The sequence below is a fragment of the Streptomyces sp. NBC_00568 genome (genome assembly GCF_026341855.1).
Taxonomy (GTDB): Bacteria; Actinomycetota; Actinomycetes; order Streptomycetales; family Streptomycetaceae; genus Streptomyces.
Genome location: NZ_JAPENW010000001.1, coordinates 772,016 through 797,392 on the forward strand (window position 1 = coordinate 772,016; position 25,377 = coordinate 797,392).

The window sequence follows — 25,377 nt, forward strand, 5'->3', positions numbered from 1 at the left end:
GGCAGGTGACGCGGTCGCGGTGGAGCCATGGACCGGTGGGGACAGAGAACGATGGGGCGATCGGTCGCCGTGAGCAGACGTCCGGGCCGGACGGTGAAGCCGTGGTGCCACCACCCGTGCATGACTCAACACGTCGATTCTAAAGGGCAGTTCGACAGAAGTGACCTTGCTGCATCGACCGTTGCAGAGTTGTTGATCTCACCGGAAACCGCCCGGTCCGGGGATAGTTCCGGCAAGGAACGGGTGCCCGTGCCCGCCACGCCTCACGGACGGATACGCCTGCCCGTAGGAGATCAGGGTGGCTCGCGGGAAGGCCCCGGTCGTCCCGCGAAGTCTCCGGCCGCGAACCGGGCACGGCGGGACCCCGCGCGAGGTCCGGACCGGAGCCTGCCGCCGCTAGCGCCTCGCCTGGATCAGCGCGTGGGTGCCGCTGGTGCGCCAGCGGTGGCCCTCGGCGGCGTCGAGGGCCGCCTCGACGGAGGAGGTGAGTCCGACGACGACATCGGACTTGAGGGTGCGCAACGCCGCCACGGGGCCGGGGAAAGAGGCGGTGGCGACGGCGAAAGGCGTGGTCGCGGGATAGAGGCGGTCGCCGATGAGACGGCGGTAGTTCAGGTCACCCTTCAGCAGGGTCACATCGGCCGCGGTGAACTCCCGCCGGAGGTCTTCGGGCATGTCCGCGTACGGCAGCGGGGCACAGGCGAAGGGGTGGGCGCGGACGGTGAGACGGCCCTCGGACAGGGCGGCCCAGAGGCGGTTCCCTGCCTCGCCGGCCGCTCCCTTCGCTCCGGTGAGGCGGCGCAGGGCGTCGATCACGTCCGCGGTCGTGGCGTCGGAGACGTAGTACGGGTATGGCTTCACCTGCAGGACGGTCCGCTCGACCCGGCCGTGGTGGAGCAGGTGGTCGATGAGGAGCAGATCGGGGACGAGTTCCCGGCCCGCGTTGTCCGCGACCAGGCAGAGGGTGCCGCCCGCGAAGAGCGATCGCAGCACCTCTCCGTCGTTCGCCACGAGCTGGGAGCCGGCCGCCGTCCCGCCCTCCGCGCCGGCCAGCCGGAACCCGAGATCAGCGCGGTTCCCCCACAGTGAGCCGTGCAGCAGCGCCTCCTCCTGCTCCTCGGCCGGCCGCCGCGCGAGGTCGTCCAGCGCGGCGAGTTCCTCGTCGGCCTCCGGGGTGTCCAGTTCGGCGAGCTTGAACGGGCGGAAGGGGTCGATGCCCTGCCACGGCCCGGGTGTGAAGTAGCCGACGGCTTCGAGGAGTCGGCGGTAGAAGTAGCTCTCGGACCAGAGGAAGGGAAGGTCGAACCAGGACCGGCCGTAGTGCTCCCGGCCGCCCCAGGCATCCCACTGCCCGCGGTCCGCGGCGGACGCCGCGAGCGGTTCCACGACCCCCTCGGCGCAGTTCCTGAGCAGGGCGTCGAGTGCGTGGCGCTGCTCGGGGCCGTACGGGAAGGCGTCCGCCACCTTGCGGATGAGCGCCGGATGCCTCTCGGCCAGCACGCTCCAGGGGAAGGAGCCCCGCACCGCGCTGACGACCACCGGCGCGTCGTCGGGATCGGCGGCGGGGCGGGCGGACGCGGCGGGCTCAGGCATGCCGCTCACCGTACCGGCTGGGCAGAAGGGGCCGTCCGACGCGCGTGCGCGCCGGGCGGCCCCTCCCCCCGTAGAGCCCAGCGGTCGGCCTGGTCGGTCGGCTTCGAGCTGTCGACCGCGCGGTGTGCCGCGCGGCCGTGTCCTGGACACGGGGCTCGCGGCTGCCGTGGGCGGTCGCGCTGAACGATAGACAGGCGGCGGGTGGGAGGGATAGCGGGAAAACCCTCGATCGGGCCGCGAATCGGCTCCCGTCCGCCCCGGTTCGCCGAGATGGTCCCGTTTCGCACGGACCGCGGATCTGAACGCACGGCGCTGTGGCCCCGTATTGCACGGTGCCCCGTGCGAGGAGTGCGTCCCGGCCGCGCGCGGTGGCACGCCGCTTCGCCGACGCACCGAGGAGACCTCCGGATGTCCGCCTACCGCACCGCAACCGCGGCCGCTGTCGCCCTGGCGGCGCCGCTGCTCCTCGCGACGTGGGCCGCTGGGCCCGCATCGGCGCACGGCGCGCCGACGTCTCCGGTCAGCCGGGTGGCCGCGTGCTCGCCGGAGGGCGGCGGTCTGGTCCGGACGGCGGCCTGCCGGGCGGCGATCGCCGCGAACGGCGCGCCGTTCACCGCGTGGGACAACCTGCGGGTGGCCGGCGTCAACGGCCGGGACCGCTTGGTGATCCCGGACGGGAAGCTGTGCAGCGGCGGCCTGCCCGCCTACAAGGGCCTCGACCTGGCCCGTGCCGACTTTCCGTCGACGCGTCTGACGCCCGGCGCGGCCTTCACCCTCAAGTACAGTTCGACGATCCCGCACACGGGGACCTTCAAGCTCTTTCTGACCAAGCCGGGTTACAGCCCGACGCGGCCTCTGAAGTGGTCCGACCTGCCGGAGAAGCCGTTCGCCACGGCCACCGACCCGGCGCTGGTCGACGGCGCCTACCGCATCAACGCGAAGCTGCCGTCCGATCGCACCGGCCGCCAGATGCTGTTCACGATCTGGCAGAACTCCAGCACGTCGGACACCTACTACTCGTGCTCGGACGTGGTGTTCTCCGGCAAGAGCACGGCGTCGAAGCCGGCTCGGAGCACGGCGCCCTCGGGGAGCACCGGAAGCACGTCCGGGGGCAAGGGCGCCAAGGACACCTCCGGGTCGACCAAGCTGGCGACCTCGCCGCCCAGCGCCGCGCCGGCGTCCCCGGACGCCGACTCGCCTTCCCCTGCGGTCAGTTCGGCCGCCGGGGAGACGGACACCGATGATCTGACTCCCGCCGCCGACAGCACATCGGGCGGCGGGCCCGCCCTCCCCCTGGTCGCGGGGGGAGCGGCGACCGCGCTGCTGCTCACCGCCGGCATCGCCGTCACCCTGCGACGCCGACGGTGAACACGCGTCCGGTGGGCGTCAGTTGACGTAGACCACCGGGCTGTCCGGCTGGCTGGTGTCGGTGACGGGGGCGTACTTCGCGGTGAAGTAGCCGCTGCTGAAGCACAGGGAAGAGCCGGAGAACTTGGTGAACTGCTGGTTGGCGAAGGTGATGCTGTTGTCGGCGTTGCTCGCCGTGCCGGACAGGCTCGGCGCCCGGTAGACGCAGTTCAGGGTGCCCAGCAGGGTGCGCAGCTTGACCGTGGTCTGGATGGTGGACCCGGCGGCCGGGGTGACGGTGACGGATCCGTCGGAGCCCACCGCGGTGCTGTACGGCAGGTTGTCGACCGTGATGCCGGTGACGCCGAGAACGCCGACGACGTTGCTGCTGCACGAGCTGCTGTCGAAGGTGTGCCCGGTGAGCGACTCGGTGGCCGTGCCGGGGGCCGCCGGGTTGTCGGTGGCTGTCGCGGTGAACGTCGACGCGGAACAGGAGACACCGCTCGTGCCGGTGCTGCTGGAGTAGAGCGTGGCCGTGGTGCCGCTCGCGAGGGAGGCCTTGAGGACGTCTCCGACGGCGACGGGGGTTCCTCCGGCGCTGCCGGTGGTGAGCACGGGGACGTCGTCCGCGGAGGCGGGGACGATCGCGGAGGCCGACAGGGCAGCGGCGACGCCGACGAGGGCGAGCAGGGATCGAGTACGCATGGGGGGGGTGCCTCTTCTCCGATGGGGGTGTGGGTGCCTGACCGCGCCGGGGCGCGGGGGTGCGGGTCGAGAAGGTGGCGCGGGTGTGCGGGGGTGGAACGGCCGCGCGGGGCCTGCGGGTTCGATGCTCCGGCGCGGGGTGCGGGGGTGGTGCGAGGAAGGACCGCCGCCGGTCCATGACGCCTTCTCCGTGCGCCAGGGACCGGCGGCGACAGCCGGGCGACCGGTACGGCCCGGAGGGGAAGGCGACCGTGCCGGTGCCGCGGGGACGGGGAGTGGCCGGGGGTGCGCGCCGCTTCGGCGTACGCGCCCGGGCCGCTCCGGAACACGCCATGACCGCCCCGTGCAGAACGGGGTCCGGGAGGTGACGGGCGCGTCGGCCGACGGATCCGGCGCCACGGATCCGGGGAAACAAGGGAGAGTTGTAGACCTGATGGATGGTCAACGTCAATACGTGGCAAGGAAGTTGAAGGTCACGGCACCCCTGTCGTCGGCGCGCGTTCACAGGTGGGGCACAACTGGCACGGTTTTCCCACAGGTCCCTTGACCCTGCATGTAACCCCCGGTAACTTCCTCGGCGGCTACTGCTGCGTAACGAGAAAGCCCTTGCAACCGCCGGGAGGCGCGAGGAGGCGTGCGCCGCAGCCGCTGTCCGCGCCAGGACAACGCGCCACTGGAGCCCGACCCGCATCGAATGTGCCCAGGGAGCAGACATGGCCTCGTCCCCGGACGCCACGGCGTCCACCGGTTCCACGCCCGAGACCCCGGAAAGCGGTTCAGCCGCCGACGGGCAGAACAGACGCGGACGGGTCCGTCTGCGCCGCGCCGCCGTGATGGCGCTGCCCGCCACCGCGGTCGCCGCCGGGTTGATGATCCTCACCGCCCAGGGCGCCCTCGGCGTCCAGTTCGCCATCTCCGGCATGCCGTTCACGGTCACCGCCACCGAGCTGAACGGCACCGGCTTCGAGCAGTTCGGCGGCCTCGACAACATGGCGGAGGACAGTCCGAACGCCGGCGACACGGGCGGCCAGGTCCTGATCGTCACCTCGGCGATCAAGAACGCGACCCTCACCAAGCTGTGCCAGAGCGTCGACCTGGGCGGCACGAACCTGCTCATCACGGCGGGCAGCGGGGCGGACAAGGTGCAGGCGAGCCACCTCACCACCGACTCCACGGAACTGTCCGGCGACGCCTCCTTCGACAACATCGAGATCGGCAACGACGCCAGCACCCTCGACAAGGCCGGGGTCCAGGGCCCCAAGGGCGTCTTCAGCCAGCAGGCCGACACCGTCCGGATCGCGAACCTGCGCCAGACCAACTACGCGACCACGGCGGCGGTGTTCAAGCTTCCCGGCCTCAAGCTCCGCTTCAGCGAGCAGGGTTGCTGATGAGCTCCGACGTCCGGACGGACAGCTCCCGGAGCCTGAGGGCCGGTTTCCGGCAGTGGCGTGCGCACCGCCCCTTCTGGGGCGGGCTGCTGCTCGCCCTGGCGGGAGCGGAGATCCTCCTCACCGAGAAGGCGTCGCTGAAGGTCGTCATGCACATCGGGATGCAGGGCCTGGCGGGCTATCTGCTCCCCACCATGATGCTGCTGTGCGGCCTGCTGATCCTCTTCAACCCGGCCCAGCGCCTGTTCTACTCCCTGCTGGGCATCCTCCTGTCCCTGGGCACCTGGCTCACCTCCAACCTCGGAGGCTTCTTCATCGGTCTGCTCCTCGGAGCCGTCGGCAGCTGCCTCACCTTCGGCTGGCTGCCCGACCAGAAGCCGCGCAGGCGGCTGCTGCGTCGCGGACACGCCTGAGCCGGGCGGCCGGAACGGACCCTGACCCTGGGCAACTTGCCTGTACGCGCAGGGAAGTTGACACCGTACGCAGCCGACGCCGAGTGGGTCTCGATGGGACCCCGTGTGCTCGCGTAGCGTGACGCGGCGTATGCCGAATTGGGGTTCGACTGCCGGGAGGCTCCTGATGGGTAATCCAAGTCCCTTAGTGATCGACGCGACCGGACGCGACATCCACGAAGAGGCCGCCCGGATACGCGAGAGCGGACCGCTGGCCCGGGTGGAGCTTCCCGGCGGCGTGCAGGCCTGGGCGGTGAGCGGCCCCGAGCTGCTGAAACGGCTGCTCACCGATCCCCGGGTGTCCAAGGACGCACGGCAGCACTGGCCCCTGCTCGCGAGCGGCGAGATCACCCCGGAGTGGCCCCTGTTCACCTGGGTGGCCGTGCAGAACATGTTCACCGCGTACGGAGGCGAACACAAACGCCTGCGCACGCTGGTCTCCAAGGCGTTCACCGTCCGCCGGACGGCCGCGCTCCAGCCGCGTATCGAGGAGATCACCCGGCGGCTGCTGGACCGCGTGGAGGAGGCGGGGCGCGGCTTCCAGGTCGTCGACCTGCGCGAGGAACTCTGCTATCCGCTGCCGATCCAGGTGATCAGCGATCTGTTCGGGCTGCCAGAGGAGCGGGGCCCCGAGCTGCGTCGCCTGGTCGACCGCATCTTCGACACCTCCGCCGACCCGGGTGAGATGACGGCCGCCTACGAGCGGATGTACGTCGTCCTGGCCGAACTCGTCGCCGCCAAGCGGGAGTCGCCCGGCGACGATCTGACCTCGGGGCTCATCGCGGCCCGCGACGAGGAGGACGGCACCCGGCTCAGCGAGCAGGAACTGCTGGACACACTCGTCCTGATGGTCAGCGCCGGTCACGAGACGACGGTCAACCTCATCGACAACGCCGTGCACGCCCTGCTCACCCGGCCCGAGCAGCTCGAACTCGTCCGGGAGGGCCGCGCGACCTGGGACGACGTGGTCGAGGAGACCCTGCGCGTCGACGCGCCGGTCGCGAACCTGCCGCTGCGGTACGCCGTGGAGGACATCGTCCTCTCCGAGCTCGGCGGCCCCGACGGAACCGTGATCGCCAAGGGCGAGGCGATCCTCGCGGCGTACGCCGCCGCCGGTCGTGATCCGGAGCGCCACGGGAAGGACGCCGACCGGTTCGACGTCACCCGCGCCGACAAGGAGCACCTCGCCTTCGGCCACGGTGTGCACCACTGCCTGGGGGCGCCGCTGGGCCGGCTGGAGGCCCGGATCGCGCTCCCGGCTCTCTTCGACCGGTTCCCGGGCCTGCGACTCGCGGTTCCGGAGGAGGAGCTGCGGCCGGTGGACTCCTTCATCTCCAACGGCCACCGCTCCCTTCCCGTCCGTATTTCCTAGGAGCCGGGCCGGTTCATTCGCCGCGCCACCAGGCCGCCAGCCGCGCCCAGCCGCTCCTCGGGCGGTCGGGCGCGGGGGTCGAAGGCTCAGGGGCGGGCGCCGGGAAGGCCACGGCCGGCGTCCGGAGCTCGCCCTCGGGCCGTCCGGCCGCCGGGGCGGGCGGGAAGCTCACCGGCAGCGCGGCGAGCGCGCGGTGGAAGGGGCCGGGACGCCACTCCAGCTTCTCGGCGGGAACCGCCAGTTCGATGTCGGGGATCCGGTCGAGCAGCTTCTCCACCCCGACGGCGGCGATCAGCCGCGCCGGACCCTGCGCCGGGCAGTTGTGCGGGCCCGCGCTCCACGCCAAGTGGGCCCGGTTGCCCGTGCGCTGACCGCTCGTCAGGGACGGATCCGTGTTGGCCGCGGCGAGACTCACCACCAGCGGATCACCCGCGCGCAACGGTGTGCCCTCGTACACGACGTCGTGCCGCGGGTAGTGCACGGCGTAGTTGGCGATCGGCGGATCGGTCCACAGCACCTCGTCGAGGGCGTCCTCCACCGGCAGCGTGCCGCCGGACAGGTCGCCCGCGAAGCGGTCGTCGGACAGCAGCAGGCGCAGGCCGTTCGCGATCAGGTTCTGCTGCGGTTCGGTGCCCGCGCCCATCAGCACGACGAGGGTGTGGACCATCTCCTCGTCGGTGAGCGCGGCCGGGTGCTCCATCAGCCAGGACGTCATGTCCGCCCCGGGCCGCCGCCGCTTCAGCGCCACGAGGTCGAGCAGGGTGGTGGTGAGCAGTTCGTTCGCCTTCTCGGCGTCCACCCCGTCGAAGATCCCGGACATCCCCTCGACCAGCCGGACGCCGTGGCCCGTGGGACAGCCGAAGAGATGGTTGAAGACGAGCAGCGGCAGGACCTGGGCGTATTCGCCGAGCAGATCCGCCGTGCCGAGCGGCGCGAACCGGTCGATGAGAGTGTCGGCGCTGCGTTCGACATAGCCGCGCAGGGTGCTGGGCTCGACGCGGGCGAGGCTGTCGGTGATGGCACCACGCAGCCGTCGGTGCTCCTCACCGTCGGTGAACAGCGCGTTGGGCCGGTACATCATCATCGGGACGACCGGGCTGTCCATCGGCACGGTGCCGTCGGCCAGATCCCTCCAGCGGCGCGGGTCCTTGGAGAAGGTCTCCGGACTGCGCAGGACGTGCAGGGCGGCGTCGTACCCGATGACGAGGGTGGCCCGGACGCCGGGCGCGAGTTCGACGGGCCCGGTCGGTCCGGTCTCCCGCAGCCGCCGGTAGACCGCGGCGGGATCGGCCGCGAACTCCGGTCCGTACAGGGACTGGTGGGCCGGGCAGCCGGGGGGCGGTACGGCGGTCACGTGTGCTCCAGTTCGCCGGTGCGGTTCAGCAGGTGCTCGACGAGGGTGATCAGTGCCTCGGTGGAGGAGACGGGATCGCGGGCGTCGCAGCGTACGAGCGGGGTGGAGGGCAGCAGGTCGAGCGCCTCGCGCACCTCGTCGAGCCCGTGTGCCGGCCCGTCGCCGAAGTCGTTCAGGGCGACGGCGTACGGGAGCCCCAACTCCTCGAGTACGCCCATGACGTCGAAGGACTGGTCCAGGCGCCGGGTGTCGGCGAGGACGAGCGCGCCGAGCGCGCCGCGCGTCATGTCCTGCCAGAGTTCGGTGAAACGCTGCTGCCCCGGAGTGCCGAACAGATAGAGCACCAGGGTGTCGTTGAGAGTGAGGCGGCCGAAGTCGAGGGCGACCGTGGTGGTGGTCTTGTCCCGCGTTCCGGCCAAGTCGTCGACGAGCGCGCCGGCCTGGCTCATGACCTCCTCGGTGCGCAGGGGCCGTATCTCGGACAGCGCGCCGACGAAGGTGGTCTTGCCGACCGCGAAGTGGCCCACCACCAGCAGCTTGACGGCGGTCCGCACGCCCTCGGGCAGATAGATGGTCTCAGAGGCGGGAGCGGAGCCCATCGAGCACCTCCTGGAGGATGCGGGGGTCGGACGGCCCGGCGGAGGGGATCGGCGCGCGGGTGACGAGGTGACCGCTGTCCATCAGGTCGGCGATCAGCACCTTGCTGACGCTGACCGGCAGCTCCAGATGGCCTGCCACCTCGGCCACCGACAGCGCCCCGGGCCTGCACAGCTCCATCAGCCGCCGCTTCTCGGGGCTCAGCCCGGTGAGCGGCGGGCCTGCCGCGGCGATCAGGAGCGTGACGAGGTCGAGGGTGTTGCGCGACGGGTGCGAGCGGCCGTCGGTGACGACGTACGCCCGCACCAGCCGCTCCCCGGGACGATGCCTGGGGGGCGTCATGCCGGACTGCCGGTGTCCTGCCGGGCCGGGCTGGTCAGCTCCTTGCCGAGCCGGTCGACCAGCTTGTGCATGCGGTAGGTGACGGCCTCCATGTCGACCTCCTCGGTCGTGGACACCGCGAGATGGGCGCCCTCGCCCGCGGCGACGAGGAAGACGTAGCCGTGCGCGAACTCGATCAGGGTCTGCCGCCACGGTGTGTTCGCGCTGCCGCAGAACTCGGCCGTGCTGCGGCTGATCGACTGCACGCCGGACAGACCCGCGGCCAGCCGTTCGGCGTCGTCCCGGCCGATGTCGGCGGAGTGGGCGCGGAGCATGCCGTCGGCGGACAGCAGGATCGCGTGCCGCGCTTCCGGCACCTTCAGGACCTCGTCGAGCATCCACCCCAGCTCGTTGGTCTTGGGCGCGGTCATCCCTGTGTGTTCCCTTCGTTCTCGTGGGGGGTGTCGTACGACGTCACGGGGACGTCCGTCGGCTTCGCGGGGGCGTCCGTCGACACCCCGGGGGCATCCACCGGCGTCGCGGGCGCGTCCGTCGGCGCGAGGGCCTCCGGCTCTCCGGGGATGCCGGGCATCCCGGGAGCGTCGGGCGTTCCGGTGGTGTCCCGCGCCGCGCGGCCGAAGCGCGTGCCGCGCGCGAACGCGCCCATGCGCCGGGCGTTCTCCTCGGCCGACCGTGCGCTGACGTCCTCGGCGGGCACGGCGGCGGGCTGTTCGGCGGGGGCCGCCTGCTGCGGGCCGCGGCGCCGCCGCTTCGGCAGGCCGCCGGCCGTCGTCGTCTCGACGGGCTCGGCCACCCGGGGCGTGGGACGCGCGGGCGCCCCGGGACCCGCGGACCGCCCGGCCGCCGTGGCGGGCTCGGCCTGCGAGGGCCCGGCCCGCGGAGCCTCGGGGGCCGCGGCAACGTGCGTGAGCAGCGCCGACGGAAGGAACACCACGGCGCGGACACCGCCGTACGGGGACCGCGTGTCCACCGAGACGCTGAACCCGTACCGTGCGGCGAGTACGCCGATGACGGCGAATCCGAACTGCGGCGGATCGTCGAGCCGGGTCACGTCCACCGCGTCGCGGCCGGTCAGCAGCGCGGCGGCCTGCTCGGTCGCCCGGCCGTCCATGCCGACGCCGGCGTCGTCGATGACCACGCACGCCCCGTTGTGCACGGACTGGACGGTGACCTCGACCGTGGTGTTGGGCTGCGAGTGGCGTGCCGCGTTGTCCAGGAGCTCGGCGACGGCGAGGACCACCGGTTCGACCGCGCGGCTCTCGACGGCGATGTCGACCTGTCCGTTCACGCGGACCCGGCGGTAGTCGCGGACCCGGGAGGTCGCCCCGCGCACCACCTCGATCAGCGCGGAGGTGCTGCGCTGCCGTCCGGGCCAGGAGCCGCACAGGACGGCGATCGCCTGGGCGCGGCGGCCGAACTGGGCGTTGGTGTGGTCGATCTCGAGCAGGTCGCGCAGGACGTCGGGGTGGTCGTGCCGGTCCTGCATCTCCGCGATGGACACCTGTTGCTCGTTGGCGAGGGCCTGGATCGAGCGCATCGACGCCTTGAGCGCGGCCTTCGCGGACTGGTCGGCCCGCGCCTGCGCGTGGTCCACCGCCTCCGAGAAGCGTTCGAGGACGCTGTCGAGATGCTTCGCGAAGTCCGTGTCCGCCAGCCGGGCGTCGAGCAGGCCCCCGGCGGGGGCACCGGTGGGGGCGTGCTGGTGCGGGGCGGCCTCCAGCGCGGGGAGGCGGACCGCGACCATGCGGCGCAGCTCCTCGTCACGGGCCCGCAGGTCGTCCGCCAGCGCGGCGGTCCGCCGGCGCTGCCGCGTGGTGATCCCGCGCTGGCGCAGCAGCAGCACGGTGACGGCGAGCAGGCCGGCGGCCAGGCACCAGGACGCGGCCTCCGGTATCCGTTCGGTCATGGTCCTCAAGTCCTCGTATGCAGATACGCGTTGCTGGGGCGGAAGCGGGAAAAGTGAGGGGTGGGGCGCGAGTGGGCGCGGCGCACGACGCTAGCCGCGCGACGCCGCCGGCGCTTGCCCCGGCGCGCAAGGAAGTTGCCGTCATGCGCACCGGCTGTGTGCACTAGGCTGACACCGTGTAACTGCCTTCAGTCGCACGGGAGTTGATGGTGTCGTTGCCCGCGGGAAGCTACCTGGTGGAGACCCGGTCGACGGGTGCGGTGGAGCCCCGGGAGCGGGCCGACTTCTGGAGTGAGCACATCGGGTCGTACCAGTCCCGGATGGGCTACCGGTTCGGCCGCCCCGACAACTTCCGCGGCGAGACGGTCCGTCAGCGCACCGAGACCTATCAGCTGGTCAGGTTCCGGTCGGACGAGATCGAGTACAGCAGGACCGCCCGTCAGGTCCGCGAGGACCCCGACGGGGACTACCGGTTACTGCTTCCGCTGACCGGGGAGATCGTCCTGCGCCAGGACGGCCAGGAGGCACGGCTGACGCCGGGGACGGGCACGCTCGTCTCCTTCGGATCGCCCTTCGAGTGCCTCCAGGACGCCTCCACCCAGGCGTTCGTCCTCACGATCCCGGCCCGGGAGGTGGACGGCCCGCTGAACCGCAAGTCGCCGCTGGCCACCGGCCTCGACCTCACGAGGGGTCTCGGCCGCGTCGTCGGGTCGATGCTCGACGGTCTGTACGCCGAGCGCGACGATCTCTCCGACTCCCAGTTCGACGCCGTGTCCGACCGCGTGGTCGAGCTGCTGTGCATGCTCGCCACCGGCGACGACCGCCCCGACGGAGCCCGCCATCTGACCGGTGTGGAGACGGTGGTCCGCCGCCACGTCCGCGAGCACGCCGCCGACCCCGGCCTCACCGGTACCTCCATGGCCCGCGCCCTCGGCTGGTCGCTGCGCCAGGTCCAGCTGGCACTCCAGCACGCGGGCACCACCCCGCGCGACCTGATCCGCGAGGAGCGCCTGCGCCTGGTCCGCGAACGCCTCCGGTGCGGCGACTGCGAACACCTGACCATCACCGATCTGGCCTACGCCTCGGGGTTCTCCTCGGCGAGCGCCCTGAGCACCGCGTTCCGGCAGCGCTTCGGGGTGAGCCCCCGGGAGATGCGCAACAGCACCCGTTGAGTCCCGGTCTCCGGTCCCGGCCCTCCACCGGTCCACGCGCCGGCACCCCGTCGGGACCTCGTCGGGATCTCATCGGGGACCTCGTCGGGACCCGCGCGGACGATCACGGCCTGGGACAATCGGTGAAGGGGCGGGATCTCGGTCGGAGACGGGCTGCGGCCTCGGGAGTGGAGATGGATCTGCGGCAGATGGAGGTCGTGGTCGCGGTGGCCGAGGAGGGCGGTTTCACCGCGGCGGCCCAGCGGCTGCACGTGGTGCAGTCCGCCGTGTCGAGCACGGTCCTCGCACTGGAGAGGGAGCTGGGCACCCCCCTGTTCGACCGCACCACGCACCGGGTGTTCCTGACCCCGGCGGGCGAGGTCTTCGTCCCGGCGGCGCGCGCCGCGCTGCGGGCGGCGGAACGGGCACGGGCGAGCGTAGACCTGGTCCGGGGGCAGCTGCGGGGCACGATCACGATCGGCACGACGCAGGGTGTCTGGGCCGGCCTTCACCGGCCGCTGGCCGCTCTGCGCGCCGAGCACCCGGATGTGATGGTGCGATTGCGGCAGGCGGTCGTGACCGAGATCCGCCAGGCGCTGCGCGAAGGCACCGTCGACCTGGCCGTGGTCGCGCTCGACCGTCTGCCGCAGCGCGGTCTGGTGACCCGGCTGCTGTCCCACGAGCAGATGGTGCTGGTGTCCGCGCCCGGCCGGACGCTCACCGGAACCGGCCCGGACGGCACGATCACGCTCGCAGAGACCGCCCGGCTGCCGCTGGTGGACTTCACACCGGGCTGGGCGATCCGCCTCTGCGTGGACCGGGCGTTCGATGCCGCCTCCGTGGAACGGGAGACGGCCTTCGAGGTCGACGACATCGTCGCCGCGGCCGAACTCGTCCGCGGCGACCTGGGCGTGTGCGTCATGCCCGCCTCGATCGCCGCACAGTTCCCCGACCTCGACACCCACACCTTCGCCCGGCACGCACCCCACTGGAAGATCATGCTGGTCCACCCCCGCGGCGACACCCCGCCGGCGGTGGCCGCCCTGCTGCGGCACATGCCCTGAGGGCCGCCGCGCCGGGCGTTCCCGAGGGCCGGCCGGCCGGCGGTCGGTCCGGTGGCGGTGGATGCCTGCGGGGTGCCGGTCAGGCGGATCGGACGGGATGCGGGGCGGGCTGCGGGGTCAGACGGTGCAGGCCCTTGCGGTCGTAGTAGCGGGTCATCGCGAAGCCGAAGACGAGGGCGAGCACGGTACCGATGCCGATCATGAGCCAGGCGCGGCCCAGGCCGGCGTCGGCCCGCGCGTCGAAGAAGAGGATGGCGCGCACGCCGTCGCTGAGCTGACGCATGGGCTCGAAGACGGACAGGAAGCGGTAGAACCCGGGGACCGCCTGGAGCGGGACGGTGGCGCCCGAGGACGGCAGGCCCAGCACGATGAACACGAACATGGACACGAGCTGTCCGATCCCGCCGAACGCCGCGTTGATCGCCTGGACGCCCAGTCCGACGGCGAGGCTCGCGCAGTAGGAATAGATCCACAGCAGCGGCAGATGGGTGGCGTCCATGCCGAGGATCGCGACGGTGGCCAGCATGACCAGGGAGACCGTGAGCACGGTGATCCCCGCGGTCATGGCCATCTTCAGGAGCAGGGTCTGGGTGCGGTTGATCGGCACGGTGGGACGGCGGGTGTGCCAGGGACCGATCTCGCTGTCGGCATAGCCGAGGGCCGTGTCGACTCCGGTGTTGATGAGGTTGGCGCCGAGGAACCCGGCCAGCACCAGAAGCAGGGTGTAGTAGAACGCGCTCAGTCCGAGACCGCTGTGCAGGCCGATGGGGTGCCCGACCCGGGTGACGACCTGGACGGGGTCGGCGAGGAGCAGCCGGGTGGTGGAGTCCGCCTTCGCGGTCGCGGAGGACGCCGTCAGTTCCTTGCCGATGGTCGTGGAGGCCCGCTGGGCCGCCGCCGTGGTGATCCGGCTCGCGAGGGACGAACCGAGGCTGCCCGTACCGGGGTTGGTCAGCACCGTCATGGTGGGCCGGGCCGTGGCGTTCGCGGTGGTCAGCGCGGCGAGGGAGTCGGTGAAGTCCCGGGAGACGACCAGGGCGCCGTAGATCTTGCCCGAGGAGAGTTCGTCCTGGGCCTGCGCGGGAGTGAGCCTGCGCCAGTCGGCCGTGCCGGAGGTGTCGTCGGCGACGACGGCCGCGGTGACCTGACTGCCCACGTTCTGGCGCTGGCCGGGAAGCGGCTTGCCCGTGTCCGCGTTGACCAGGCCGATCGGCAGGTCGTGCAGATGCTGGTTCGGGTTGACGATGCCGCCCATGTAGAGCAGCGACAGCAGCAGCGCGAGCAGCCCTGTCAGCACGGTGGGCACCAGCCACAGCTTCGGCCGGCGCAGGAGCGCGGCGGCACGCGCCTGGGCGGGGGCACCGGCCTGGTCGCCCCGGCCGGCGTCCGTGTCACCACGGCCGGCGTCGCCCGGACCGGCACCGCCGCCGGCGCCCGTGGCGTGCTCGTCGCCGTCGTCCGCGGGGTGATTGCTGTCGGCGTCCATGGTTCTCCGTAGGTTCCGGGGCGGCACGGGAGCGGCGTGGGCGCGCGGCCTCCGGCCGGGGAGTCCGGGGCCGCGCATCAGGTCAGGATCGGTGGTGCGCGGGTGTCACGGACGGCGACTCGCCGGACCGCCGGCGGCGGCGCACGGCTTCACACCGAGGTTCGGGCCCATGGGCGTACGGCCCTTTCGTGAAGGGCCGTCGACTCCGGTCGCCACGGCCGCACCCCTCCCGCACGCCGGTCGCCGCGTTCGGTACCGTCGGACGGGAACGGGCCGGAGCGATCACGGACGGACGGAGCGGACCTGGTGCGGGTGAGCCGATACGAACGGGCGGCGGGGGCCTTCGGGCACGTGCTGCTGGTCGTGGTGCTCGCGCTGGGCGTGTTCGTGATGCACACCCTGGGGCACCCCGACGGATCGTCGGGGCACGGCACGGGCACGGCGTCGCACGCGGCCCCGGTGACGTCCTCCGTCCACGACCCGATGGGAGCTCCCGCGTCGCGGGAGCTCGGCCACGCCGAGGACTGCGGGCACCCGACGTGCCCCCACGAGCCCGCCATGGCGATGGACATGATGTCGCTCTGCATGGCGGTGCTGCTCGGCGTGTGGGTGCTCGCCGCACTCCTGAGGACGGCACTCTCGCGCCGCCCCGGCCGGTCGGTGGACCTCCTCGCCGACGCCCCGGTCTCCCCGCGGCCCAGCCCCCCGCCACGCGGCCCCGATCCGATCCGGTTGTCGGTCCTGCGGCAGTAGGCCGGACGCCTTCGCGGGCGCGCTCGACGCGCGGTCCCGCGACGACGCGTACGCCGAAACAGCCGTAGAACGACCGACACACGAGGTGAATCGACCATGACCGCTTTCCGGCGGACCGCCCTCACGCATGCCCCGCACCACACTCCCGCCCGCCCGGCACCCACCCGCCGTACGTCCGCCCGCCACCGTGGGACGGCGCTCGGACTCGTGGCCGTGGGCGCCCTGTTGCTCGCCGCCTGCGGCAGCGACGGCGACGACGCGGGCATGAACGGCATGAACCACGCCAGCGGCACGAGCTCGGCGGCGGCCCCCTCCGGGGCAGCCGGGTCCGGTGGCTTCAACGACGCGGACGTCACGTTCGCGCAGACGATGATCCCGCACCACCGGCAGGCCCTGGAGATGGCCGAACTGGCCGACGGCCGCGCTTCCGACGCCGGGATCAAGGACCTGGCCGGCGCGATCGAGAAGGCCCAGGACCCCGAGATCAGCATCATGACGGGCTGGCTGAAGTCCTGGGGCAGGCCCACCACCGCCGACTCCATGGCCGGGATGGACATGGCCGGCGACGGCATGATGTCCGGCAAGGACATGACGGAGCTCAAGGCCATGAAGGGCCGGGAGTTCGACACGATGTTCGCCCGGATGATGATCGACCATCACCACGGCGCGATCGCCATGGCGAGGACCGAGCGGAGCGACGGGGAGAACACCGACACGAAGAAGCTGGCCGGCGACATCGTCACCGGCCAGTCCGCCGAGGTGAAGCGACTGCGGAGCATCCTCGACCGTCTGTGACCCCAGCCCCACCACCCGTACGGGCTCCCCGGCTGCCTCGGGCAGCCATCGCCCCACGCCCGACGGCGGCCGCACCTGACCGGTGGCCGCCGTTGGGCGGCGGCCGTCGCGGCCACGGTGGGCGGGTCCCGGCCCTCCCGGGTCCCGACCCGCACACCAGGCACAGGCCCCGGCCCGCACCCAGGCGCAGGCCCCGGCCCGCACCCAGGTACAGGCCCAGGCCCGGCCCCGGCTCTCAGCCCTCGTCGGGCGTCAGCCGCAGCGAGATGCTGTTGATGCAGTACCGCTGGTCCGTCGGCGTCGCATACCCCTCGCCCTCGAAGACGTGACCGAGGTGCGATCCGCAGCGGGCGCAGCGCACCTCCGTCCGCACCATGCCGTGCGAGCGGTCCTGGATCAGCTCGACGGCGTCGGTGTCCTTCGGGTCGTAGAAGGACGGCCAGCCGCAGTGCGACTCGAACTTCTCCGTGGAGGTGAAGAGTTCGGCGCCGCAGGCGCGACAGGAGTACACGCCCGTCGTCTTGGTGTCGGTGTACTCACCGGTGAAGGCGGGCTCGGTGCCCGCCTTGCGCAGCACCGTGTACTCGGCCGGGGTCAGCTCCGCGCGCCACTGCTCGTCCGGCTTTTCGATGTCGTACGACATGAAGCTCAACCCCTCACGTTCAAGAAGGCTCACAAGGAGCCACGGTTACTCGGACAGCCGGGCGAGGATCTCCGGTCCGAGATCCGTCACGTCGCCCGCGCCCATGGTGAGAACGAGATCACCGGGCTTCGTCATTCCCGCGACGACGGACGGCACCTCGGCCTTGTCGTGGACCGGCGTCACCTCCGCGCCCGCCGCCCGTGCGGCCTTCAGGATCAGCTCGCTGGTGACGCCCGGGATCGGGTCCTCGCGGGCCGGGTAGATGTCCAGGACGACCGAGGCGTCCGCCAGCGACAGCGCCTCGCCCATCTCCTTGCCCAGCTCCTGGGTGCGGGAGAACAGGTGCGGCTGGAAGACCACGAGGATGCGGCCCGAGGCCCCGGCCCGCATGGCCTCCAGGTCGGCCGTCATCTCGGTCGGGTGGTGCGCGTAGGAGTCGATGACCTGGACGCCGGCCGCCTCGCCCTTGAGCTGGAGGCGGCGCTTCACGCCGGTGTAGGAGGCGAGCGCGGGGGCCAGCTCGGCGGCAGGGATGCCAAGGGCCACACCCGCCGCCAGCGCCGCCACCGCGTTGTGCGCGTAGTGGCGGCCGGGCACGGAGACGGCGAAGGTCAGCTCGGCGCCGTCCAGCAGGACCGTCACCTCGCTCTTCAGGCCGTGCGGGACCACGGAGAGGACCCGGACGTCCGCGTCGGCGGCGTCGCCGTACGTCACCACACGCACGTCACGGCCCGTGACCCGGCGCGTCAGCTCGCGGGCGCCCTCGTGGTCCGCCGAGATCACCAGCGTGCCGCCCTCGGTGACGCGGTCCACGAACGTCTCGAAGGACTCGTAGATCTCTTCCATGGACGCGTAGTTGGCGTGATGGTCGAGCTCGACGTTGAGGATGATCGCGACCTCGGGCGCGTACTTGTGGAAGCTGCGGTCCGACTCGTCGGCCTCGGCGACGAAGATCTCGCCCTCGCCGTGCAGGGCGTTCGAACCGGGGGCGTCGAGGTCGCCGCCGATGGCGTACGACGGGGAGAGGCCGAGCGACGACAGGGACACGGCCAGCATCGACGTGGTGGTGGTCTTGCCGTGGGTGCCGGCGACCGCGATCGGGCGCAGGCCGTCCATCAGGCGGGCGAGGGCGTCCGAGCGGTGGACCACCGGGATGCCGAGCTCGGCCGCGCGGGCGAGCTCCGGGTTGTCCGAGCGGATCGCGGAGGAGACCACGACGCAGGTGGCGTCGGTCGCGAGATGGTCGGCCGCGTGCCCGATGTGCACCGTGGCACCCAGGGAGCGCAGGGCCTCGGCGGTGGCGGACTCCTTCGCGTCACTGCCCGCGACCTGGGCTCCGCGCTGCGCGAGGATCTTCGCGATGCCCGACATCCCGGCGCCGCCGATGCCGATGAAGTGCGGTCGGTCCATCGCGGTAGGAAGGCCGGGTGCCATGCGTGTATCTCCCCAAGATCCGGTACGAAGGTGGGCGCGCTCTCCCGAAGAGAACGCGCACCCAGCCTATGGGGTGCGGCGGACGGCACCTCACTAGGGACACCGGCGAACGCGTCCCGCCGCCGGGGACGGGCGCGAAGCCGGGAGCCGTACCCCCGATGGGAAGCGGACCCATCGTTCACGCACTCCCGGGCATCAGGGCCGATCCCAGGCGACCCGCCCCCGCCCCAGGCCTCCCGCCTCCCGCCTCCCGCCTGCGCCACGCGCCCGAAGGCGGAGCTCCCGCAGAGGCGTGCCCCAGGGAATCAGAGCTGCGCGGACTCGCGCGCCCCCGGGACGCGGCCACGCCCTGTGCGCCCGGGACGCGAAGCCCTCCCGGGTGCGGCACCCAGCCCGTCCGGCTGCGCACGCCCGTCCCCGGGCCGGGCGAGCCGCCTCAAGCGTCGCTGTCTCAGGCGTCGCCGCCTCAAGCGTTGCCTCCCAGGCGTCGCCGCCTCAAGCGTTGCCTCTCAGGCGTCGCTGTGCGAGAACAGCTTCAGCACGGGCACGCCGACCTTGTGGCGGGCCCGGGAGGCCCAGTCACGGTGGAAGAACTCCTCCACGTAGTGGGGGTCGGTCAGCACGATGACCTCGTCGGCCTCGACCTCGTCGACCAGGCCCTTCAGCGCGTCGAGCGGGTGCTCCTCGATGAGCCGGCCCTCGGCCGCGCTGCCGGACGCGCGCAGGGCCACCAGCGACACCTGCAGTGCCCGCTCGCCCTGGCTGGCGGCCTCCTCGCCCTCCGGCGTCCCGCCCTCACGGGTCGCCTCGTCGATCTCGCCGAGCGCAACGTCGTCGATGGCCCGCAGCAGCCGGTCCGCCTGGTCGCCCCGGGGCTGGAGCAGCACGTGGAAGGCGACCGCCTCGTCACCGTGCAAGGTGGTGACGAACTCCACGTCGGCGGACGTCAGGGCCTTCTCGATCATCAATACGCTTGTGAACACGACAGGCGCCCTTCTCGTCCGTGGGCCGTCCCGGCCCCCTGCGGAAACCATCCTGCCCCGTGACAGCACGGGTACTGCGCGATTTAGTGTGCCCGGCGAAAGAGAAACGGAACCGACTATTCCGCCGACCGGTCAGGCCGACGGTATCGGCTGTAGAGGAACCCGGCCTCTTCCAGCAAAGAGGCCAGTTCGAACCGGTGCGGGACCGGGATCGGGGGCCCTCCGGCGATCCGCTGGGCGTCTCCCGCGGCGAGCATCGGGGCCAGCGTCAGACACAGCTCGTCCAGCACACCGGCCGCGATCCACTGGCCCAGCAGGCGGGGCCCGCCCTCGGTCAGCAGCCTGGTGTGCCCGAGGTCGCCCAGGGCCCGTACGGCACGGGCGGGATCGACGCCCATGCCGTCTCCGGCGATCACCACCTGGGCGCCCGCGCGCTCGGCCTCCGCGATCCGGTCCGGGGTGGCGGCGGCACCCGTCAGTACCAGCGTGGGCACCAGGGGCGAGGTGAAGAGCGGCAGCGAGAAGTCCAGGTCGAGGCTCGCCGTGACCACCGCGATCGCGGGTGCGGGGCCCTGCCCGGCGGCCTTGCGGAGCGCCGCGAAGGCCTCACGCGCGCGTGCCGGCCGGTACCCCTCCTGCCGTACCGTTTCCGCTCCGACGACGACGACGTCCGCGAGAGCCCTGAGGACACCGAAGATCCGCATGTCGGTGGCGCTGGAGATGGGCTGCGAGCGCCCGTCGTGCTGGGCGGCGCCGTCCAGCGTGGACACCATGTTGGCGCGCAGCCAGGGCTCGCGGACCTCGGGGTAGGCGTACGCCTCCGCCAGTTCCCCGAGCTCCCACTCGCGCTCCGTCGCATCCGTCCCGGAGGCCTCGACGGAGGCCTGGGCTGCTGTTTCGTACGTCACAGGGAACAGGCGTCGCATGACGTGCAGTGTGGCACGGCGCATAGAGTGGGGAACCGTGTCGTCCACCACCACCGCCTCCGGGATCGACCCGATAGCCGAAGCGGCCCCCTCGTCCCTGTGCGCTCGCGAGCCGCACGTCCCCGCCGACCGGCTCGTCGCCGAGATGGTGCCGCCGCCGCGCTTCGACTCGGTCCGCTTCGCCACGTACATCCCGGACCCGAACCAGCCCAGCCAGATCGAGGCCGTGGGCATCCTCGAACGCTTCGCCGGCGGGCTCGGCGGGGCCCACGCCATCGGCGCCCCCAAGCGGAGGCTCTTCGGCTTCGGCAAGGCCCCGAAGGCTCCGGCCGGCCCCCGGGGCGTCTATCTGGACGGCGGCTACGGCGTCGGCAAGACGCACCTCCTCGCCTCCCTGTGGCACGCGACCCCGGCGGAGCCCGCGCTCAAGGCGTTCGGCACCTTCGTGGAGCTGACGAACCTGGTCGGCGCGCTCGGCTTCCAGAAGACCGTGCAGACCCTGTCCGGGCACCGCCTCCTGTGCATCGACGAGTTCGAACTGGACGACCCGGGCGACACCGTCCTCGTCTCCACGCTGCTCGGCAAGCTGGTCGACGCGGGCGTCGCGCTCGCGGCCACCTCGAACACGCTTCCGGGCAAGCTCGGCGAGGGCCGGTTCGCGTCCGCCGACTTCCTGCGGGAGATCCAGGGCCTCTCCGCGCACTTCCGCCCGCTGCGCATCGACGGCGAGGACTACCGCCACCGCGGGCTGCCCGAAGCCCCCTCCCCGTTCTCCGACGAACAGGTCACCAAGGCGGCGTACGCCACGGAGGGCGCGTCCCTGGACGACTTCCCGCACCTGCTCGACCATCTCGCCCGCGTCCACCCCAGCCGGTACGGCGCCCTGACCGACGGGATCAGGGCAGTCTGCCTCACCGACGTCCAGCCCGTCCCGGACCAGTCGACGGCACTGCGACTGGTCGTGCTCGCGGACCGGCTGTACGACCGCGAGGTGCCGGTCCTCGCCTCCGGAATGCCCTTCGACCGGCTGTTCAGCGAGGAAATGCTGAACGGCGGCTACCGCAAGAAGTACTTCCGCGCGATCTCCCGGCTGACCGCCCTCGCCCGCGACGCGAAGGGGCTCGTGGAAGGCCCGGGAGCCTAGAGGCCCGCCTCCCCGCGAGGAGCGGGCCGCGCCAACGGCCCGCCCCCTTCGGGACGCTGTTCCGGGCGCCCCTTTTCGGACGCTTCCCGCGACGTAAAGTGGAGATGTCGCGCAAATCGGGCGGCTCGGAAGGGGGTCGTCATGGTCCAGGAACTCATCGTGGCGATCACGGCGGCCTGTTCCGCCTCGGCGATCTACGTCGCGGCCGGTGCCCGGATCGTCAAGCAGTACGAACGCGGGGTCGTCTTCCGCCTCGGGAGGGTCGCGGGGGAGGTCCGCACCCCCGGCTTCACCATGATCGTTCCCTTCGTGGACCGGCTGCGCAAGGTCAACATGCAGATCGTCACGCTGCCCATCCCGGCCCAGGAGGGCATCACCCGGGACAACGTCACGGTCCGCGTCGACGCGGTCGTCTACTTCCGGGTCGTGGACGCGCCGAACGCGATCATCCAGGTCGAGGACTACCGCTTCGCGGTCTCCCAGATGGCACAGACCTCCCTCCGGTCGATCATCGGCAAGAGCGACCTGGACGACCTGCTGTCCAACCGCGAAAAGCTCAACCAGGGACTGGAGTTGATGATCGACAGCCCGGCGATCGGCTGGGGTGTGCAGATCGACCGGGTCGAGATCAAGGACGTGTCGCTGCCGGAGACGATGAAACGGTCCATGGCCCGGCAGGCCGAGGCCGACCGTGAACGGCGCGCCCGCATCATCAACGCGGACGCGGAGCTGCAGGCGTCCAAGAAGCTGGCCCAGGCCGCCGAGGTGATGTCGGAACAGCCGGCCGCGCTCCAACTGCGGCTGCTCCAGACGGTGGTGGCCGTCGCGGCCGAGAAGAACTCGACACTCGTCCTGCCCTTCCCGGTGGAACTGCTGCGCTTCCTGGAACGGGCTCAGTCGGGACAGCCGCCGGTGGTGGCGGAGTCGCGGCGGGAGCGGCAGCCGAAGGCGCCGCCCGTGGTGGAGCGGCAGCCTGCGGTCGAGCCCGTCGAGCCTCCCGCCGCGCCGGACCGGATCAACGGAGTGCCGGAGGCTCTCGGTCTTCCGGAGGCGTTCGCGGACACGGACGGGTTCAGGATCCCGGATGCGTTCGGAATCCTGCGTGAGCCCGGACTGCCGGGGGATCCCGGGGAACCGGACGAGTCCGGGGGTCCGGAGGATTCCAGGAAACCGGACGGATCCGGGAAAGCGGCGCAGGGCGCGGAGCCGGAGGAGCCCACGGGATAAATCCCGTGCCCGGCCCGGGTGCCGCTGCTAGCGTGAGGGCCATGAAGCGTGCCGCACTGAACACGACGACGCCGGAGAGTGTCCCGGCGCGCTGACCGCTGACGTGAGTCGAAGCCCCGGGGCGAGTGCCCCGGGGCTTCGCCGTGTGGTCACTCGCCCTCCGCACGCGAGGAGACCACCATGAACGACCACCGCCGACTCGGCCGTGAGCTCGACCTGTTCGACACCGACCCCCTGATGGGCGCCGGGCTGCCGTACTGGCTGCCGGACGGCGCCGCCGTGCGGTACGCCCTGGAGGAGTACGTCCGCGACGCCGAGCGGCGGGCGGGCTATCGGCACGTGTACTCGCCGGTGTTGGGCAAGCGGGAGCTGTACGAGATCTCGGGGCACTGGTCGCACTACGCCGACGACATGTTCCCGCCGATGGAACTCGGCGGCGAGCAGATGCTGTTGCGGCCGAGCCTGTGCCCCCACCACGCGCTCATCTACCGCTCCCGCCCGCACAGTTACCGTGAGCTTCCCTTCCGCATGGCCGAGTTGGGCGGCATGCACCGTTCCGAGCTGTCCGGCGTGCTGGGCGGCCTGACCCGCGTCCGCGCCATCCAGCTCAACGACGCGCACATCTTCTGCACCCCGGACCAGGTCGCCGAAGAGGCTTCCGCCGCCCTCGGGTTGATCCGCGGGGCGTACGACGCGATGGGCATCGGCGCGGCCCGCTACCGGCTGTCGCTGCCGGGCCCCGGCGGGAAGTACGTCGCCGATCCCGGCCTGTGGCGCAGATCCGCCGCGCTGCTGCGCGAGGTCCTCGACGGTTCCGGTGTGGCGTACGAGGCCGTCGAGGGTGAGGCCGCGTTCTACGGGCCCAAGATCGACGTCCAGATCACCGACCCGGCGGGCCGCGAGTCCACCCTGTCGACCGTCCAGGTCGACTTCCACCAGCCGGAGCGCTTCGATCTGCACTACATCGGTGCCGACGGCGGGAAGCACCGGCCGGTCATGGTGCACCGCAGCGTGATCGGCAGCCTGGAACGGGCCGTCGCCCATCTCATCGAGGTGCACGGCGGCGCCTTCCCCGCCTGGCTCGCCCCCACCCAGCTGGTGGTCCTGCCCGTCTCCGACGCCGAGACCGACCGGGCCCTCGGGCTGGTACGCCGCTGCCGCGACCGGGGTCTGCGGGCCGAGCTCGCCGCCCCGGACCAGGGCAGTCTGGGCGCCCGGGTGCGCGCCGCCCGTCTGGTCCCGTACCAGGCCGTGATCGGTCCCCGGGAAGCGGCGGCGGACCTGATCGCCCTGCGCCTGCGCGACGGGCGGCGCCTCGACCCCCGGCCGGCCGACGAGGTCCTGCACCTCATCGGGCAGCTGATCGAATCCCGCAGCGCCGACCTGCTCGACCGGGCCGCCTGAGCGCGCATCGGGCACTTGCTCGCGCGGGAGCGCGGCCCCGGACAGAGCCCCAGGTGGGTGACTTCGGGGCCGCGCACGGGCGGCACGCCCCCTCGATGGCCGAATAGTCACATTTATCCGCATATCTTCACGCGATGATCCTCTCTGTACGGAGCATCGCCGTGACCTGTGCCCTCGGGGCACTCGGTGCCGCCCTCACCGCTTGCGGCGGCCCGGCGGCCCAGCCCCCCGCCCGCCGGGCACACCAGGCTCCCGCCGCCTCGGCCGCGCCCACGCGGCCGCCCACGCTCGCGCCCGCCGGACTGACACCCGTCTTCGAGAACGGACCGCGTTCGCGGGACAAGACCGTCGCGCTCACGTTCGACGCGGACATGACCGCGGATCAGGGGGCTCGGGCCGCGGCCGGTGAGCACTTCGACAATCCCCGGCTGATCGCGACGCTCCGGGAGTTCAAGGTGCCCGCGACCGTCTTCATGACGGGCCGGTGGGCCGACGAGTATCCGCGGGAGGCCAGGGACATCGGACAGGACCCGCTGTTCGAGATCGCCAACCACTCGTACAGCCACTACGCCTTCACGAAGGACTGCTACGGGCTGCCGACCGTGCCCGAGGACAGGATGCGCGCGGACGTGGAGCGGGCGTACGCCGCCTTCAGGAAGGCGGGAGTGCGGGACGCGATGCCGTACTTCCGCTTCCCCGGCGGGTGTTACGACCAGCGGTCGCTGCGGACGCTCAGCGCGGCCGGGGTCACCGCCGTGCAGTGGGACGTGGTGAGCGGGGACGCGTTCGCGACGGACGCGGACGCCGTGGCGCGACAGGTCCTCGACGGGGTGCGGTCCGGGTCCGTCGTCGTCATGCACTGCACGCGCAGCGCGGCTCCGGCGACCGAGCGGGCGCTCCGGACGATCGTTCCCGAGCTGCGCCACAGAGGCTTCCGGTTCGTGAAGGTGTCCGAGCTGATCGGCGCCGCGGGCGGACGGCACCGAGCGTCCGTGCCGCTCACGTCCACCTCGCACTCCCCGGCCGGCCGCCGCTCGTAAGCTGGGGCCATGAGCGACGACTACTGCGCGAGCGGCGCGGACCGGCCGGCCGGTGCGTCCCCGCACGCCCTCGACGCGACGGGGGAAGCCGGGCCGCCGTACGCCGAGTGTGTGCTGTGCCGTGAGCCCACCGAGTACCCGGAGTCGCGCAAGGGGATCACGCTGTGCCCCGTCTGCGAGTGGCAGGAGGCCCAGCGCACCGCGTGTTCCGGCTGACCGGGGAGGGCGCCCGCGAGAACCGGCCGTGCTGAACGGATCTTCCGCCTGGCAG

General features: G+C 72.2%; 24 protein-coding genes and 1 pseudogene. 13 read left to right on the forward strand and 12 right to left on the reverse strand.

What is annotated here, in order from left to right; all coding sequences use genetic code 11:
- Positions 1 to 396: 396 nt before the first annotated feature.
- Positions 397 to 1,593: a damage-control phosphatase ARMT1 family protein gene (locus tag OOK38_RS03290; RefSeq protein ID WP_266763582.1), complete on the reverse strand. Its 1,197-nt coding sequence runs from the start codon at positions 1,591 to 1,593 to the stop codon at positions 397 to 399.
- Positions 1,594 to 2,001: 408 nt separating this feature from the next.
- Here OOK38_RS03290 and OOK38_RS03295 point away from each other — a divergent pair, with 408 nt between their 5' ends.
- On the forward strand, positions 2,002 to 2,961 hold the full coding sequence (locus OOK38_RS03295) for a lytic polysaccharide monooxygenase (RefSeq protein ID WP_266763581.1): 960 nt from the start codon (positions 2,002 to 2,004) through the stop codon (positions 2,959 to 2,961).
- Positions 2,962 to 2,979: 18 nt separating this feature from the next.
- On the opposite strand, the gene OOK38_RS03300 is transcribed toward OOK38_RS03295, so the two are convergent.
- Positions 2,980 to 3,645 (reverse strand): Tat pathway signal sequence domain protein, encoded by a 666-nt coding sequence (locus tag OOK38_RS03300; RefSeq protein WP_266763580.1) that lies wholly within the window; start codon positions 3,643 to 3,645, stop codon positions 2,980 to 2,982.
- Between the two features lie 713 nt (positions 3,646 to 4,358).
- Here OOK38_RS03300 and OOK38_RS03305 point away from each other — a divergent pair.
- The 3 genes from OOK38_RS03305 to OOK38_RS03315 all read left to right on the forward strand — a co-directional run bounded on the left by OOK38_RS03305 (position 4,359) and on the right by OOK38_RS03315 (position 6,857).
- On the forward strand, positions 4,359 to 5,033 hold the full coding sequence (locus tag OOK38_RS03305; RefSeq protein WP_266763579.1) for a DUF6230 family protein: 675 nt from the start codon (positions 4,359 to 4,361) through the stop codon (positions 5,031 to 5,033).
- Positions 5,033 to 5,446 (forward strand): DUF6114 domain-containing protein, encoded by a 414-nt coding sequence (locus OOK38_RS03310; RefSeq protein WP_266763578.1) that lies wholly within the window; start codon positions 5,033 to 5,035, stop codon positions 5,444 to 5,446. The genes OOK38_RS03305 and OOK38_RS03310 overlap by 1 nt, the downstream gene beginning before the upstream one ends.
- A gap of 166 nt (positions 5,447 to 5,612) precedes the next feature.
- Positions 5,613 to 6,857, forward strand: a complete 1,245-nt coding sequence (locus OOK38_RS03315) for a cytochrome P450 (protein ID WP_266763577.1) — start codon at positions 5,613 to 5,615, stop codon at positions 6,855 to 6,857.
- A gap of 13 nt (positions 6,858 to 6,870) precedes the next feature.
- Here OOK38_RS03315 and OOK38_RS03320 read toward each other — a convergent pair whose 3' ends face one another.
- From OOK38_RS03320 to OOK38_RS03340, 5 genes are read right to left on the reverse strand one after another with little or no spacing between them, the layout of a single operon-like run.
- A complete protein-coding gene (locus OOK38_RS03320) occupies positions 6,871 to 8,211 on the reverse strand; it encodes a cytochrome P450 (RefSeq protein ID WP_266763576.1) in 1,341 nt (446 codons plus the stop codon).
- Positions 8,208 to 8,810, reverse strand: a complete 603-nt coding sequence (locus OOK38_RS03325; protein WP_266763575.1) for an ATP/GTP-binding protein — start codon at positions 8,808 to 8,810, stop codon at positions 8,208 to 8,210. Before OOK38_RS03325 ends, OOK38_RS03320 begins: the two co-directional genes overlap by 4 nt.
- Positions 8,788 to 9,150 (reverse strand): DUF742 domain-containing protein, encoded by a 363-nt coding sequence (locus tag OOK38_RS03330; protein WP_266763574.1) that lies wholly within the window; start codon positions 9,148 to 9,150, stop codon positions 8,788 to 8,790. Before OOK38_RS03330 ends, OOK38_RS03325 begins: the two co-directional genes overlap by 23 nt.
- Positions 9,147 to 9,560 (reverse strand): roadblock/LC7 domain-containing protein, encoded by a 414-nt coding sequence (locus tag OOK38_RS03335; RefSeq protein ID WP_266763573.1) that lies wholly within the window; start codon positions 9,558 to 9,560, stop codon positions 9,147 to 9,149. Before OOK38_RS03335 ends, OOK38_RS03330 begins: the two co-directional genes overlap by 4 nt.
- Positions 9,557 to 11,056, reverse strand: a complete 1,500-nt coding sequence (locus tag OOK38_RS03340) for an ATP-binding protein (protein ID WP_266763572.1) — start codon at positions 11,054 to 11,056, stop codon at positions 9,557 to 9,559. The genes OOK38_RS03335 and OOK38_RS03340 overlap by 4 nt, the downstream gene beginning before the upstream one ends.
- Positions 11,057 to 11,271: 215 nt before the next feature.
- Here OOK38_RS03340 and OOK38_RS03345 point away from each other — a divergent pair, with 215 nt between their 5' ends.
- Positions 11,272 to 12,228, forward strand: coding sequence for a helix-turn-helix domain-containing protein (locus tag OOK38_RS03345; RefSeq protein ID WP_266765902.1), 957 nt, complete (start codon positions 11,272 to 11,274; stop codon positions 12,226 to 12,228).
- 173 nt (positions 12,229 to 12,401) lie between these two features.
- A complete protein-coding gene (locus tag OOK38_RS03350; protein WP_266763571.1) occupies positions 12,402 to 13,271 on the forward strand; it encodes a LysR family transcriptional regulator in 870 nt (289 codons plus the stop codon).
- Between the two features lie 79 nt (positions 13,272 to 13,350).
- Here OOK38_RS03350 and OOK38_RS03355 read toward each other — a convergent pair whose 3' ends face one another.
- Positions 13,351 to 14,757 (reverse strand): YhgE/Pip domain-containing protein, encoded by a 1,407-nt coding sequence (locus tag OOK38_RS03355; protein ID WP_266763570.1) that lies wholly within the window; start codon positions 14,755 to 14,757, stop codon positions 13,351 to 13,353.
- A 306-nt stretch (positions 14,758 to 15,063) separates the two neighbouring features.
- Between OOK38_RS03355 and OOK38_RS03360 the strand changes: the two genes are divergently transcribed.
- Both OOK38_RS03360 and OOK38_RS03365 read left to right on the forward strand, forming a co-directional pair.
- Positions 15,064 to 15,510: a DUF6153 family protein gene (locus OOK38_RS03360; RefSeq protein ID WP_266763569.1), complete on the forward strand. Its 447-nt coding sequence runs from the start codon at positions 15,064 to 15,066 to the stop codon at positions 15,508 to 15,510.
- A 96-nt stretch (positions 15,511 to 15,606) separates the two neighbouring features.
- A complete protein-coding gene (locus OOK38_RS03365) occupies positions 15,607 to 16,305 on the forward strand; it encodes a DUF305 domain-containing protein (protein ID WP_266763568.1) in 699 nt (232 codons plus the stop codon).
- Positions 16,306 to 16,540: 235 nt separating this feature from the next.
- On the opposite strand, the gene msrB is transcribed toward OOK38_RS03365, so the two are convergent.
- The 4 genes from msrB to OOK38_RS03385 form a co-directional block, all read right to left on the reverse strand.
- Positions 16,541 to 16,948, reverse strand: a complete 408-nt coding sequence (gene msrB, locus OOK38_RS03370) for a peptide-methionine (R)-S-oxide reductase MsrB (protein WP_266763567.1) — start codon at positions 16,946 to 16,948, stop codon at positions 16,541 to 16,543.
- A 45-nt stretch (positions 16,949 to 16,993) separates the two neighbouring features.
- Positions 16,994 to 18,382 carry a UDP-N-acetylmuramate--L-alanine ligase gene (gene murC, locus OOK38_RS03375; RefSeq protein WP_266763566.1) on the reverse strand — a complete coding sequence of 463 codons (1,389 nt, stop codon included), beginning with the start codon at positions 18,380 to 18,382 and terminating at the stop codon, positions 16,994 to 16,996.
- A gap of 509 nt (positions 18,383 to 18,891) precedes the next feature.
- Positions 18,892 to 19,365 carry an indole-3-glycerol phosphate synthase gene (locus tag OOK38_RS03380; RefSeq protein WP_266763565.1) on the reverse strand — a complete coding sequence of 158 codons (474 nt, stop codon included), beginning with the start codon at positions 19,363 to 19,365 and terminating at the stop codon, positions 18,892 to 18,894.
- Between the two features lie 116 nt (positions 19,366 to 19,481).
- The gene (locus tag OOK38_RS03385) at positions 19,482 to 20,291 is read right to left on the reverse strand and encodes a pyrimidine reductase family protein (protein ID WP_266763564.1); all 810 of its coding nucleotides are present in this window, start codon (positions 20,289 to 20,291) and stop codon (positions 19,482 to 19,484) included.
- 37 nt (positions 20,292 to 20,328) lie between these two features.
- Here OOK38_RS03385 and zapE point away from each other — a divergent pair, with 37 nt between their 5' ends.
- The 5 genes and pseudogenes from zapE (at position 20,329) to OOK38_RS03410 (ending at position 25,322) form a co-directional block, all read left to right on the forward strand.
- On the forward strand, positions 20,329 to 21,435 hold the full coding sequence (zapE, locus tag OOK38_RS03390) for a cell division protein ZapE (RefSeq protein ID WP_266763563.1): 1,107 nt from the start codon (positions 20,329 to 20,331) through the stop codon (positions 21,433 to 21,435).
- A gap of 141 nt (positions 21,436 to 21,576) precedes the next feature.
- The gene (locus OOK38_RS03395) at positions 21,577 to 22,662 is read left to right on the forward strand and encodes a slipin family protein (protein ID WP_266763562.1); all 1,086 of its coding nucleotides are present in this window, start codon (positions 21,577 to 21,579) and stop codon (positions 22,660 to 22,662) included.
- A 174-nt stretch (positions 22,663 to 22,836) separates the two neighbouring features.
- Positions 22,837 to 24,066, forward strand: a pseudogene (thrS, locus tag OOK38_RS03400) (threonine--tRNA ligase); the annotation flags it as partial.
- Between the two features lie 134 nt (positions 24,067 to 24,200).
- Positions 24,201 to 25,106, forward strand: a complete 906-nt coding sequence (locus OOK38_RS03405) for a polysaccharide deacetylase family protein (protein ID WP_266848089.1) — start codon at positions 24,201 to 24,203, stop codon at positions 25,104 to 25,106.
- Between the two features lie 9 nt (positions 25,107 to 25,115).
- Positions 25,116 to 25,322, forward strand: coding sequence for a hypothetical protein (locus OOK38_RS03410; protein ID WP_266763560.1), 207 nt, complete (start codon positions 25,116 to 25,118; stop codon positions 25,320 to 25,322).
- The last annotated feature ends 55 nt before the right edge of the window (positions 25,323 to 25,377 follow it).